This window comes from Virgibacillus oceani (assembly GCF_014638995.1).
Taxonomy (GTDB): Bacteria; Bacillota; Bacilli; order Bacillales; family Amphibacillaceae; genus Virgibacillus_E; species Virgibacillus_E oceani.
In genome coordinates this window covers 98,549-111,660 of the sequence record NZ_BMFR01000009.1, presented here as the reverse complement: position 1 = coordinate 111,660, position 13,112 = coordinate 98,549, and the positions used below count along the sequence as shown (strand labels likewise).

The following is a 13,112-nucleotide window of genomic DNA, read 5'->3' as shown; positions in this document are numbered from 1 at the left end:
AGATAAATAGGTAAAGGGAAATTTTATGTCTAAATTTCGAACTTTTTGGGAAGGTCGAAGTATAGACCATATCAGTATGACTGAAAGGGGTAAGACTTACATGGCAACTAATACGTTTGATGCGAAAAAGCAATTTGAACTAAATGGCAAGACGTATAATTATTATCAATTAAAAAAGCTTGAAGAAAATGGCCAGGGCAATGTATCGCGTTTACCATTTTCCATCCGTGTTTTGCTTGAATCACTAATTCGCCAACACGATGGTCGAGTAATTAAAGATGAACATGTAAAAGGATTGACGAACTGGGGAACAAAAGACGGTGAAGGTGTAGACGTACCTTTTAAGCCTTCTCGCGTAATTTTGCAAGATTTCACAGGTGTTCCTGCAGTTGTTGACCTGGCTTCATTACGGAAGGCTATGGTTGATATGGGAGGAGAACCAGACAAAATCAATCCTGAAGTTCCAGTTGACCTAGTAATAGACCACTCTGTTCAGGTTGATCAATATGGAAGTCCAAACGCGCTTAAAGCAAATATGGAACTGGAATTTGAAAGAAATGCGGAGCGTTATGAATTTCTTAATTGGGCGCAAAAAGCATTTGAAAATTACCGTGCAGTTCCACCTGCAACTGGTATCGTTCACCAGGTAAACTTAGAATACATTGCAAACGTTGTTCACGGTTTAGAAAATGAAGACGGAAGCTATGATGCATTCCCGGACACATTAGTAGGTACTGACTCACATACAACGATGATTAATGGTCTAGGTGTACTTGGATGGGGCGTTGGTGGTATTGAAGCTGAGGCAGGAATGCTAGGACAGCCATCATATTTCCCTGCACCAGAAGTAATCGGTGTTAAATTTACTGGAAGCTTTCCACAAGGAACTACCGCTACAGATTTAGCATTAAAGGTTACACAAGTTCTTCGTGAACAAAACGTGGTTGGTAAATTTGTTGAGTACTTCGGTCCAGGGCTAAAAGATATGCCACTTGCGGATCGTGCGACAATATCAAACATGGCTCCAGAATATGGTGCAACATGTGGGTTCTTCCCAGTAGATAATGAATCACTTAACTACTTGCGTCTAACTGGACGCAGTGAAGATCATATTGCTTTAGTAGAAAAATATTGTAAAGAGAATGATCTATGGTATTCATCAGATCAAGCGGATCCTGAATATACACAGTTAGTTGAAATTAATCTTTCAGAATTGGAACCAAACCTATCAGGTCCTAAGCGTCCACAAGATTTAATTGCTTTATCAAATATGAAAAAAGAGTTTAATAAAGCTGTTACAGCACCAGCAGGAAACCAAGGTTTAGGATTGGATAAATCTGAGTTTAATAAAGAAGTTACTATTGAACATACAAATGGTAAAACCTCTGTAATGAAGACAGGTGCACTTGCAATTGCGGCAATTACATCTTGTACAAATACATCAAACCCATACGTAATGCTTGGTGCAGGATTAGTTGCTAAAAAAGCTGTTGAAAAAGGATTGGTAGTACCTGAGTATGTTAAGACATCATTAGCGCCAGGTTCTAAAGTTGTAACACGTTATCTAAGCGATTCCGGATTACAGCAATACCTTGATCAATTAGGCTTCAATTTAGTTGGCTATGGTTGTACAACATGTATCGGTAACTCTGGTCCATTACGTGAAGAAATAGAAGAAGCAATATCCAAAAATGATTTAACTGTTTCTTCCGTTCTATCTGGTAACCGTAACTTTGAAGGTCGTATTCACCCACTTGTTAAGGCTAACTATCTAGCATCTCCACCATTGGTTGTTGCATATGCGTTAGCAGGAACAGTAGATATCGACTTAACGACTGAGGCTCTTGGTAAAGATAAAGACGGAAATGCGATTTATATGAAAGATATCTGGCCAACAATGGATGAAATTAAAGAACAAGTACAACGTGTTGTTACTCCAGAAATTTTCCGTAAAGAGTATGAAAATGTATTTAACTCAAATGAAAAATGGAACGAAATCGATACAACAGATGAACCACTATTTAAATGGGATGATGAATCGACTTATATTCAAAATCCTCCATTCTTTGAAGGATTATCTAAAGAAGCAGGCACTGTAACACCATTAAATAACCTGCGTGCAATCGGTAAATTTGGTGATTCTGTTACGACCGACCATATTTCTCCAGCTGGAGCAATAGCAAAAGATATGCCGGCAGGACAATATTTACAGGCTAAAAATGTGTCACCGAGAAACTTCAACTCATATGGTTCACGTCGTGGTAACCATGAAGTGATGATGCGTGGTACTTTTGCAAACATTCGTATCCGTAACCTTCTAGCACCTGGAACAGAAGGTGGCTATACAACTTACTGGCCAACTGATGAAGTTATGCCAATCTATGATGCAGCAATGAAATATCAGCAAGATGGTACTGGTTTAATTGTTATGGGTGGTAAAGATTACGGAATGGGTTCTTCTCGTGACTGGGCCGCTAAAGGTACAAACCTGCTAGGAATTAAAACAGTTATTGCTGAAAGCTTTGAACGTATTCACCGTTCTAATTTAGTAATGATGGGTGTTTTACCATTACAATTTGAAAAAGGTGAAAATGCTGAAAAACTTGGATTAACTGGTAAAGAATCGTTTAACATAGAAATTGACGAAAGTGTTAAACCACATGACCTTGTAAAAGTTACAGCTGTAGACGAGGAAGGAAAAACTACAGAATTCAAAGCTATTGCACGTTTTGATAGTGAAGTAGAGATCGATTATTATCGCCATGGTGGTATCTTACAAATGGTATTGCGTAATAAGCTTGAAGCATAATTACATGAAAATCTCTACTTTAAAGACCTTACATTATCTAATGTAAGGTCTTTAATTTTGTTAAAATGACTAATTTTTGAATTTAAACGGATTTACTTTACAAATATTGTGATCATGCATACTATAAAATTAAGCCTAATATCATTTGATTCTCGCTAAATATATGTAATATTATTCTTGTGTAATACATTTTGTTATAAACTGGAATTATTCGTAGCATATTTTTAATAAAATTAATATGAATTAACATGCTGACATAGAATAGTTTGTATTGTCTTTAAATGGACAAGCTAATTTTGCAATATATTTAAAAATAAAACGAATTTTTAATTAAGGAGAGTCACAATGGCTAAAAGAATTCTTGGTATAGCAGTTATTGTTGTTTTGGCAGGGGCTGTTATCATTAACTTAATTGATTTAAATAAGGAAAAATCAGCTGAAGAGGAAGAATCAAAATCGGTAAATGTCAGTGGAGATACTGGTGCTGAAGGTGCTGCTATAGTTCCCCCTGGTAAATCTGGAATTGAACCAGGGAATTTGGCTCCGGATTTTGAGCTTGAAACACTCGCTGGTGATACAGTGAAATTGTCTGATTTACAGGGGAAAAAAGTTATATTGAATTTTTGGGCAACGTGGTGTCCGCCATGTAAAGTTGAAATGCCTGAAATGCAAAGGTTCTATGAAGAATATAAAGATGAAGTTGAAATTCTTGCAGTTAATTTAACGGGATCTGAAAAAAATGAAAAAAATGTTTCAAGTTTTATTGAACAGTACGATTATACGTACCCGATTTTATTAGACAAAGATTCTGAGGTTAGCGATGCGTATGAAATTGCACCTATTCCAACAACATATTTTATAGGCACTAATGGTAAAATACAACAACCTCGGAAAGTTGGGCCAATGACATACGATTATATGGTCGAGATGATGCATTCTTTAAATTAGATTTATAAAATTTAGAAGATATGGTAATACTGCTTTTAAAAAGGAGTGGATTACTATTTCTTTAAAACGCAGGCTTTCATTTGATGAATTAGTTAGGGAAAATCGTAAGCAAATATTGCAGGATCAAACACTATTAGATAAGATTGAGCAAAATTTAGAATCAAAACGAAATCAAACATTAAAAAAGACCAGCAGATAATCTAATGATTTAGGGCTTTTTCGTCTAAATATCGTACGGACGGAAGGGGCTCTTTTTTTGTTTGGCTTACGTATAGGATGTTTACTTCTGTAAAAAATAGTGATGACTAATATAGAAAGGAGTATATATATGACAGAGAATTATCCAAATAAACCAAAACCGGATGACCGAAGTGATAATGTTGAAAAGCTTCAGAACATGGTACAGGACACAGCTCAAAATATAGAAAAGGCACATGATACGATGCAATTTTCTTCCGGTGAAGATAAGGAAAAAATTGAAGCAAAAAACACACGGCGTGAGGAAGCAATTGAAGGTATGCGACAGGAAATTAAAGACGAATCAAATCATAATGGATAAATTATAGTTAATGTTCCGATTGCCTCAAATCCCAAGATTTGAGGCTTTTCGTTATACTTAGGCAAAGTACCTTATAACATATGTCGCTTATGATAAAATAGATACGATAGGTACGTGTTAAGAGGAGGAATACAATTGGATAAGGTTCGTACACCAATAGAAGTAAGATATCAGGAAACAGATCAGATGGGTGTTGTCTATCATGCAAATTATTTAGTGTGGTTTGAGATAGGAAGAACGAAACTCATTGAACATCTTGGTTTCAAATACGCAGACATGGAAAAGTTTGATGTGGTTTCACCGGTTGTTGATGCGCAAATTTCATTTAAAAAGCCAATTCATTATGGAGAAAAAGCATTTGTAGAAACGTGGATAGAAAAGTATGATGGCATACGGACAAACTATGGTTATACGATTACAAATGAAGCAGGGGAAATGGCAGTCAGCGGATCTACACAGCATGTGATTGTAAAAAAGGATAGTTTCCGGCCATTATCATTGCGGCGAACTTTTCCGGATTGGCATGAAGCATATATGAATCAGATTAACGGGGAAGCATAATGGCATTTGGGATAACACGCCAAGAACTAAGGAGATGGAAGCAAGACGTTAATTTAGGAAATATAGCATTTCTTACACATTACTGGATTGATCCGAGATTTCCTGACTGCAATACTGTTACAAAGGTAGGCTGTCAGAACGTTGATAAATTGGCTGCATGGGGCAAACAATATGGCTTAAAAAAAGAATGGATTGATCATTACCCAAACTATCCGCATTACGATTTATTTGGTGAAACTCAGAAACGAATATTGGTAAATGAGCAAAAATGGGATCAAATAAAGCATTTTAAATTATAAAAAAGGCGTTAAAACAACGCCTTTTTTAATGATTAAATATAGGTAAATACGGGTTCATTCAGTTTTTTATCAACTTCTACTTTTAAGTCTTTACCCTCAAAATACCAAGCGTCTTTTGCTTCTACATAAAATGTCATATTTTCGGTTTCGTAAGCAGTATGAATTTCATGTGGCGAATCAAGGGAAACTCCCAATGAAAAGCCAGGTACTAATCCGCCAAAACCGCCGTATCTTACGTAGAAACGTATGTGTGCAGTTTTTTGGATATCCAGTTCTTCTTTGTACCATCTTGCAGCTTCTTCGGTTACATAAATGTTCAAAACATGTCATCTCCTTTTTTCTACCTATGTTTTTTCTCTTTCTTTTCAGGGACTAGGTCGATACCGCCGGGATGAAGCGGGTGACACTTTGCAATACGTTTTATGGTCAAATAAGCTCCCTTAATAGCACCAAAACGTTTGAATGCTTCTAAGCCATATTCCGAACAAGTTGGATAAAACCGGCACATTGGCGGTTTGAAAGGGCTTATTGCTTTACGGTAAAATGTAATAACTGCAATGAACAGATATTTCATACGTATTTTCCTCTTTTAAAGTGTATTATCATTGGTTTTATCATACGTAACAGAAGCTATTGCATCATGCATATGAATGGATTCTTCATTTCGGCATGTCACTTTAAATTTTTCTGCAAAGGGCATTTCATACAAATCAGCTGCAACAAGACGAACCATATCTTCTACAAAACGAGGATTTTCATAGGCTTGTTCAGTTACCATTTTTTCATCGGGACGTTTTAGTACAGGATGAATTCTAGCACTGGCGTTACTCTCAGCAGCTTCCAGTAAAGATTCTTTCCAATCTGCTTTTTCTTCATCAAAATCATCTGTGAGTTTAATTTCCATCGAAACATTTCCACGTTGATTGTGTGCACTATATTCGCTGATTTCTTTTGAACAAGGGCACAGTGTTGTAATTAAAGCAGATAGTGATGCAGTTACGTTATAACCTTTTAATTGATCATAAGAAACTGTGATTGACGCGTCAGCATGATTCATTCCCGCAAGCCCTGATTGTGGACCTCGTCGTTCAAAGAACCAGGGGAATGAAACAGTTAATTTTGCATCCTTTTGTTTTAAGCGATCAGCTAATTCCTTTGTAAATTCTTTAAGTGTTTTAATATCTGCTGTAAAACCTGTTTCGTGATACAAAGTCAATTGCTCCGTAAAACGGCTCATATTTGTGCCTTTGCTTGCTTTCTCAATGCTTGAAGAAAATTGGAATGTACCGATGCTCGTTTGTGTAGCAGGAATCAGGTTGCTTTTAACACTGATTGGGTGTTTTACATTAGCAATTCCAACGGCATCGAGATCGAATAAAAAGTCTTTTCTTGTGTTTTGCAGATCAGCCATTTTACTTTTTTCACTTGGTTTTGTTTTTGGCCCCGGCTCCACTGATCCAAATAATTTATGTCGTTGTGCTTTGTTTGGTAATTGTTTTTTTGGGAATGTTTTAATCTTATCCATAACGGTGTCCCCTCTCTGCTCATGACTACTTCAAAGTATACTGAAATCGGTCTTATTATTCAATTGATTGGTTTTATGATCACAGCAAAAAAACCTAGTAACTAGGTTTTTTGTAATTAATTATATATTATTCGAAAAGGTTATACACGACTATGACTTTAGGGGGTTCTAATTGTAACAATGGGAACTTGGAACACTTTACCCATGTTTATTTGATCTTATTCACCAGAACACCCGCTTCCAATAATGACATTACATCCATTTTATTTTCGGTTCTGTGCCATTTTTAATACGTTTTATGTTTTCTTTATGACGATAGAAAACGAAAATGGTTAATACGGATATAACAATTATAAGGCCGGTATCTTTAAAAAGAATCGCTACAATCGCAGAAACAACACCCGTAATCATAGATGAAAGCGAGACATATTTTGATAGATACAATGATAGGATAAATGTGGCAATCATAATGACAAATAATAATGGATTGACACCTAAAATAATTCCTCCTGAAGTTGCAACAGCTTTGCCGCCTTTAAATTTTGCAAAAAGCGGATATGTATGTCCTAAAACAGCAAATAGACCAATGATTAGCCGATAAACATCTGCGTCAAATAACGAAGGCAGAAGTGTTGCGATAGTTCCTTTTAATATATCTGCCACCGTTACGATAATACCTGCTTTAATTCCTAATACCCGAAACGTGTTTGTTGCACCTAGATTCCCGCTCCCATGTTCGCGAATGTCTATTTTAAAGCCTATTTTTCCAACTATCAGAGCTGATGGTATAGAACCTAGTACATATGCAATAATAGCAAATAAAATATAATCCATTTAATTTCCTTCTTTCCTATTGGGTGTTAAACTTTTGATATATGTATAATCAATTGTATATTTGGTGGCTGGAAAATAGCCCTCTGATTTATTTTATCACGAAGTTCTAGTAGAAAGAACCTAAATATCAATGTTTTTAATTCGCGTTATACGGGTAATTCTATTTATGTTATAACAGGTATACCCATAATTGGGAATCTACTACGAAGGAAGAGGTCAATGATTGAATTTAAGAATGTTCGAAAGGTTTATTCAGATGGAACCGAGGCGTTACATAATTTTTCTCTTAAAATAAATAAGGGAGAACTTGTAACATTAATTGGGCCAAGTGGCTGCGGAAAAACTACCACAATGAAAATGATTAACCGACTAATTGAACCTTCTGAAGGGTCAATATACATAAATAACAAAGACATAAATAGTTTTAATATTCATGAATTGCGTTGGAATATTGGGTATGTATTACAGGAAATAGCGTTATTTCCACACATGACAATTGAAGAAAATATTGCCATTGTACCAGAAATGAAAAAATGGAATCGGAAAAAAATAAGAGAAAGGAGCAATGAATTACTCGATATGGTTGGGCTTGACCCTTCAACATACAAAAAACGAATGCCTAATGAATTATCAGGCGGACAGCAGCAGCGGATTGGAGTCATACGTGCTCTTGCTTCAGATCCTGATTTTATCTTAATGGACGAACCGTTTAGTGCTCTTGATCCAATAAGCAGGGAACAACTTCAACATGATATTCGGTCATTACAAAAGGAGATTAAAAAAACAATCGTCTTTGTAACGCATGATATGGATGAAGCAATGGCAATAGGTGACAGAGTATGCCTAATGAAGGCCGGGGAAATCGTTCAAATTGATTCACCGCAGCAATTAATTCTGCATCCGGCAAACCAATTTGTTAGGGACTTTATTGGTGAAAGAAAATCTCCGTGGCAAACGGCAGTAGACGTAATTGCAAATCAATCGTTTAAAAATATCATTACTAAAAAACAATTCGATCATAACGAGTACCTTGAAACTGAAGTATACGTTGTTAAAGAGGAAAATGATCTTTTTGCAGGCTTTGTAAAAAACGGTGAGCTATATAGTGTCAAAACGCTTCAGAATGATATGCCATTATATAAAGCTACAGAATTAATCCAATCGAGTGACCAAGAAATCTTTCCTGTATTAAAGGACGGAAAACTATTGGGAATACTAACATATAAAGACATTGTTGCCTATTTAAAAAGCAGGACAAAAGTAGAAAACGGGGTGATTCAATGATGGGCGAATTTATCTCCGTTTTTCAAAAACGACAGGATGTATTATTTGAAACGATTTGGGAACATTTACAGGTATCATTAATTTCATTAATTATTGCAATAGTGATTGCTGTCCCATTGGGGATAATTTTAACAAGATATAAGCGAGTTGCGGAACCGATAATTGGACTATCAGCTATTATGCAGACAATTCCAAGTCTTGCGGTATTGGCGTTCCTTATACCATTTTTTGGTATTGGAACTACACCAGCAATAATTGCACTTACCGCTTACGGTTTATTGCCTATTTTAAGAAATACCTATACAAGTATTAAAGAGGTAGATCCGGCACTAAAAGAGGCGGCAACTGGAATGGGAATGAATTCGTTTAAGCGGTTAACAAAAGTTGAATTGCCAATTGCTATGCCAGTAATTATGGCTGGAATACGCACATCGATGGTTTTAATTGTAGGTACGACAACAATAGCCGCTCTCATTGGCGCTGGCGGTTTAGGTGAACTAATTTTATTGGGACTTGACCGTGGTGCGGATTTAAACTTAATTCTGTTAGGAGCGATTCCTGCCGCGTTGCTGGCAATTATTTTGGATATGATTTTACGTGGTTTTGAACGAATTTCCAAGCGTGCTGGATTTAAATCATTTATTGCCATGATGGTCATTGCTGTCCTAATTGTTGCGTCGCCTTTATTATTTAATTCCGATAAAAAAGCTGACTTAGTTATTGGAGCAAAGCTTGGCTCTGAACCAGCAATATTAATTAATATGTACAAGTTATTAATTGAGGAACAAACAGATTTGGAAGTGACATTAAAACCGGGCTTAGGAAAGACTGCGTTTGTATTTTCAGCCCTACAAAATGGCAGTATTGATATTTACCCGGAATTTACCGGAACCGCAATTGTTACGCACATGGAACAAAAGGCACAAAGTAATGATTCTGCCGAGGTATACAAACAGGCAAAAAAAGGAATGCAGGAAAAATATAATATGGCATTTTTATCACCTATGAAATTTAATAACACATACGCTGTTGCTACAACGAAGGAATTTGCGGACAAGTATAAGTTAAAAACTATTAATGACTTAAATAGTGTAGAGGACGCAATAACTGCTGGCTTTACGCTTGAATTCAATGATCGTTATGATGGCTATGTTGGAATGCAGGAAATATATAATTTAGATTTCAAAAATGTTAAAACAATGGAACCGGGAATTCGTCAAGGGGCAATAGCAAATGGCGATGTTGATATCATTGACGCTTATGCTACTGATAGTTATATGATAGAATTAGATTTAGTCACTTTAGACGATCCGAAAAACTTATTTCCTCCTTATCAGGGGGCACCACTAATGAGAGAGGAAACATTGGTAAAGTATCCTGAAATTGAGGATATTTTAAATCAGCTAGGTGGTAAAATAACAGATGATCAAATGAGGTACATGAATTATCAAGTCGATTATAAAGATCAATCACCAGAAAGAGTTGCTAGAGATTATTTAGTTGAACAAGGATTACTCGATAAATAGTGAAGGGGTGTTTAAAATAACTATAGAAAATCCATCAAATAAAACAATAAAAGAAATATTACAAAATGCTAAGTCCATTGCTGTTGTCGGCTTATCAGATGATCCAGAGCGGACATCTTATCAAGTTTCAAAAGCAATGCAAGAAGCTGGATATAAGATTATTCCTGTAAATCCAAAGCTGAAGGGTGAGGTATTGGGAGAGAAGGTCTATGCTTCACTTGCAAATATAAAAGAGAATATTGATATAATCAATATTTTTAGACGTTCAGAATTTTTACCAGGAATTGCACGGGAAGCAGTGGAAATAGATGCGAAGGTCTTCTGGGCTCAGCAAGGTGTAGCAAATCAGGAAGCATTTGAATACCTTAAGGAGCGGGAATTTACTGTGATAATGGATATGTGTATTAAAGTAGCTCATTCAGTGTTAATAGGAAAATAATTTGAAAAAGGGTGGCTATTACAGTCATCCTTTTTCATGGAGTGATTATGGCAAATTAATATGTTGGCTATACAAGCAGAAATTACTTGTAGTATACTAATAATCATGTTAAATGATAAGAGGCAAATTGGTTATTCCAGAGGGCAATATTTTACAAATTCAAACAAGTGTTCTATTATCATAAAAAGAGAATATGTAATGTGAAAGGAGAAGATGGCGGATTGACTAAACAATCGCTGCAATATACCGATGATTCGATTCAAGTTTTAGAAGGCCTTGACGCTGTTAGGAAAAGACCTGGTATGTATATCGGAAGTACTGACTTAAGAGGATTGCACCATTTAGTTTTTGAAATTGTCGATAATGCCGTCGATGAAGCCTTAGCAGGTTATGGCGATTTTATTAAAGTGACAATACATAAAGATAATAGTATCTCCGTTGAAGATAGTGGTCGTGGTTTACCAGCTGGAATGCACAGCACAGGAAGACCAACAATTGAAGTTATTTTTACTGTATTGCACGCTGGTGGAAAATTCGGACAGGGTGGCTATAAAACAAGTGGTGGCCTGCACGGTGTGGGTGCCTCTGTAGTTAATGCATTATCTGAATGGTTAGAAGTAACAACTTTTCGAGATGGGCATACATATTATCAGCGCTTTGAGAATGGCGGAAAGCCTGTTGGAATGCTGGAGAAAAGAGGTTCTACTAGAAAAAGTGGATCGGTCATTCATTTTAAACCAGATGAAACAATCTTTACAGCAACCGTTTTTAATTTCGAAACACTGTCAGAACGTCTGCGCGAGGCAGCATTTCTGCTAAAAGGGTTAAAAATCGAGCTTGTAGATGTACGGGAGAATTTAAAGGAAGTTTATCAATTTCCTGATGGCTTGGAATCATTTGTGTCTTACTTGAATGAAGAAAAGGATACATTGCATCCCGTAGTGTCATTTGAAGGTCAACAACAGAACATTGAGGTTGATTTTGCTTTTCAATTTAATGATGGTTATGCAGAAAGTATGCTCTCGTTCGTTAACCATGTTCGCACACGTGATGGGGGAACCCATGAATCGGGAGCCAGAACAGCAATAACTCGAATAATAAACGAGTATGCACGAAAAACCGCACTTTTAAAAGAAAAAGACAAAAATTTAGAAGGGACAGATATTAGAGAAGGCTTTACGTCAATCGTATCTGTTCGAATACCTGAAGAAATATTACAGTTTGAAGGGCAAACAAAGGGCAAATTAGGTACTTCAGAAGCGAGATCAGCTGTTGATTCAGTTGTCTCCGAAAAGCTTTCATACTTTTTAGAGGAGAACCCTGATATTTCCAGCTTGTTAATTCGGAAAGCAATCAAAGCTAAAGAGGCCAGAGAGGCAGCTAGAAAAGCACGGGAAGATGCAAGGTCCGGCAAGAAAAAACGTCGGAAAGATACGTTATTAAGCGGTAAACTTACACCAGCACAGTCTAAAAACCCGCAGAAGAACGAATTATATTTAGTTGAGGGTGATTCAGCAGGAGGATCAGCTAAGCAAGGCCGTGACCGTAAATTTCAGGCTGTTCTGCCGCTGCGGGGAAAAGTTATTAATACCGAAAAAGCAAAGCTTGAGGATGTATTCAAAAATGAAGAAATTTCAACTATTATTCACACTATTGGCGCTGGAGTTGGTGGTGATTTCGATTTAGATGATGTGCAATACGATAAAATTATTATAATGACGGATGCTGATACAGATGGAGCCCATATTCAAGTGCTTTTACTAACATTCTTCTATCGTTATATGCGTTCGCTAGTTGAAGCAGGTAAAGTTTATATTGCATTGCCTCCTTTATATAAAATCTCTAAGGGAAAAGGGAAAAATGAAAAGATTGTGTATGCTTGGGAAGACAGTGAAATGAAAGAAGCATTGAAAGAATTTAAAAACGGCTATACAATCCAGCGCTATAAAGGTCTTGGTGAAATGAATGCGGATCAGCTGTGGGAAACAACAATGAATCCAGATACAAGAACATTGATTCGTGTAACACTGGAGGATCTTGCTCGTGCAGAGCGACGTGTTACAACGTTAATGGGTGATAAGGTTGAACCAAGAAGAAAATGGATAGAGGGTAATGTCCAGTTCAGTATGGATGATGATGCTAGTATTCTAGAAAATGATAAAATTCATACCTAAGTTCCATAACGGCAGCCACTTTTAATTTGGCTATTGGAATGCTCTCTTTTTTCACGGGATAAAAGAAAGCCCCTCCATGGCATTAGGGCTATCAGAATAGAGTAAAAGTAGTCTATACGCCGCTAGGACATTGGAGAGATGCTACTGAAACAAA

14 protein-coding genes are annotated in these 13,112 nt (G+C 36.5%); 10 read left to right on the top strand and 4 right to left on the bottom strand.

Annotated elements, in window-relative coordinates:
* The first annotated feature begins 100 nt into the window (after positions 1 to 100).
* The 6 genes from acnA to IEV74_RS11965 all read left to right on the top strand — a co-directional run bounded on the left by acnA (position 101) and on the right by IEV74_RS11965 (position 5,176).
* Complete coding sequence (acnA, locus tag IEV74_RS11990) at positions 101 to 2,809, top strand: aconitate hydratase AcnA (protein ID WP_188455608.1); 2,709 nt, start codon at positions 101 to 103, stop codon at positions 2,807 to 2,809.
* Between the two features lie 345 nt (positions 2,810 to 3,154).
* The gene (locus tag IEV74_RS11985; RefSeq protein ID WP_188455607.1) at positions 3,155 to 3,757 is read left to right on the top strand and encodes a redoxin domain-containing protein; all 603 of its coding nucleotides are present in this window, start codon (positions 3,155 to 3,157) and stop codon (positions 3,755 to 3,757) included.
* Positions 3,753 to 3,956: an FbpB family small basic protein gene (locus tag IEV74_RS11980; RefSeq protein WP_308418995.1), complete on the top strand. Its 204-nt coding sequence runs from the start codon at positions 3,753 to 3,755 to the stop codon at positions 3,954 to 3,956. Before IEV74_RS11985 ends, IEV74_RS11980 begins: the two co-directional genes overlap by 5 nt.
* Before the next feature lie 129 nt (positions 3,957 to 4,085).
* Complete coding sequence (gene tlp / locus IEV74_RS11975; RefSeq protein ID WP_188455606.1) at positions 4,086 to 4,316, top strand: small acid-soluble spore protein Tlp; 231 nt, start codon at positions 4,086 to 4,088, stop codon at positions 4,314 to 4,316.
* A 135-nt stretch (positions 4,317 to 4,451) separates the two neighbouring features.
* A complete protein-coding gene (locus tag IEV74_RS11970; protein WP_188455605.1) occupies positions 4,452 to 4,877 on the top strand; it encodes an acyl-CoA thioesterase in 426 nt (141 codons plus the stop codon).
* A complete protein-coding gene (locus IEV74_RS11965) occupies positions 4,877 to 5,176 on the top strand; it encodes a hypothetical protein (protein ID WP_188455604.1) in 300 nt (99 codons plus the stop codon). The genes IEV74_RS11970 and IEV74_RS11965 overlap by 1 nt, the downstream gene beginning before the upstream one ends.
* Positions 5,177 to 5,208: 32 nt before the next feature.
* Here IEV74_RS11965 and IEV74_RS11960 read toward each other — a convergent pair whose 3' ends face one another.
* From IEV74_RS11960 to plsY, 4 genes are all read right to left on the bottom strand, one after another.
* Positions 5,209 to 5,496, bottom strand: a complete 288-nt coding sequence (locus IEV74_RS11960) for a HesB/YadR/YfhF family protein (protein ID WP_188455603.1) — start codon at positions 5,494 to 5,496, stop codon at positions 5,209 to 5,211.
* Between the two features lie 20 nt (positions 5,497 to 5,516).
* Positions 5,517 to 5,750 (bottom strand): membrane protein insertion efficiency factor YidD, encoded by a 234-nt coding sequence (gene yidD / locus IEV74_RS11955; RefSeq protein WP_188455602.1) that lies wholly within the window; start codon positions 5,748 to 5,750, stop codon positions 5,517 to 5,519.
* 15 nt (positions 5,751 to 5,765) lie between these two features.
* Positions 5,766 to 6,701, bottom strand: a complete 936-nt coding sequence (folE2, locus tag IEV74_RS11950) for a GTP cyclohydrolase FolE2 (protein ID WP_188455601.1) — start codon at positions 6,699 to 6,701, stop codon at positions 5,766 to 5,768.
* A gap of 252 nt (positions 6,702 to 6,953) precedes the next feature.
* The gene (plsY, locus tag IEV74_RS11945) at positions 6,954 to 7,535 is read right to left on the bottom strand and encodes a glycerol-3-phosphate 1-O-acyltransferase PlsY (protein WP_188455600.1); all 582 of its coding nucleotides are present in this window, start codon (positions 7,533 to 7,535) and stop codon (positions 6,954 to 6,956) included.
* A 219-nt stretch (positions 7,536 to 7,754) separates the two neighbouring features.
* On the opposite strand from plsY, the gene IEV74_RS11940 reads away from it, so the two are divergent.
* The 4 genes from IEV74_RS11940 (at position 7,755) to parE (ending at position 12,958) form a co-directional block, all read left to right on the top strand.
* Positions 7,755 to 8,819 carry an ABC transporter ATP-binding protein gene (locus tag IEV74_RS11940; protein ID WP_188455599.1) on the top strand — a complete coding sequence of 355 codons (1,065 nt, stop codon included), beginning with the start codon at positions 7,755 to 7,757 and terminating at the stop codon, positions 8,817 to 8,819.
* Positions 8,819 to 10,345 carry an ABC transporter permease/substrate-binding protein gene (locus IEV74_RS11935; protein ID WP_188455598.1) on the top strand — a complete coding sequence of 509 codons (1,527 nt, stop codon included), beginning with the start codon at positions 8,819 to 8,821 and terminating at the stop codon, positions 10,343 to 10,345. The genes IEV74_RS11940 and IEV74_RS11935 overlap by 1 nt, the downstream gene beginning before the upstream one ends.
* Positions 10,346 to 10,361: 16 nt before the next feature.
* Positions 10,362 to 10,784, top strand: coding sequence for a CoA-binding protein (locus IEV74_RS11930; RefSeq protein ID WP_188455641.1), 423 nt, complete (start codon positions 10,362 to 10,364; stop codon positions 10,782 to 10,784).
* 200 nt (positions 10,785 to 10,984) lie between these two features.
* A complete protein-coding gene (gene parE, locus IEV74_RS11925; protein ID WP_373284337.1) occupies positions 10,985 to 12,958 on the top strand; it encodes a DNA topoisomerase IV subunit B in 1,974 nt (657 codons plus the stop codon).
* The last annotated feature ends 154 nt before the right edge of the window (positions 12,959 to 13,112 follow it).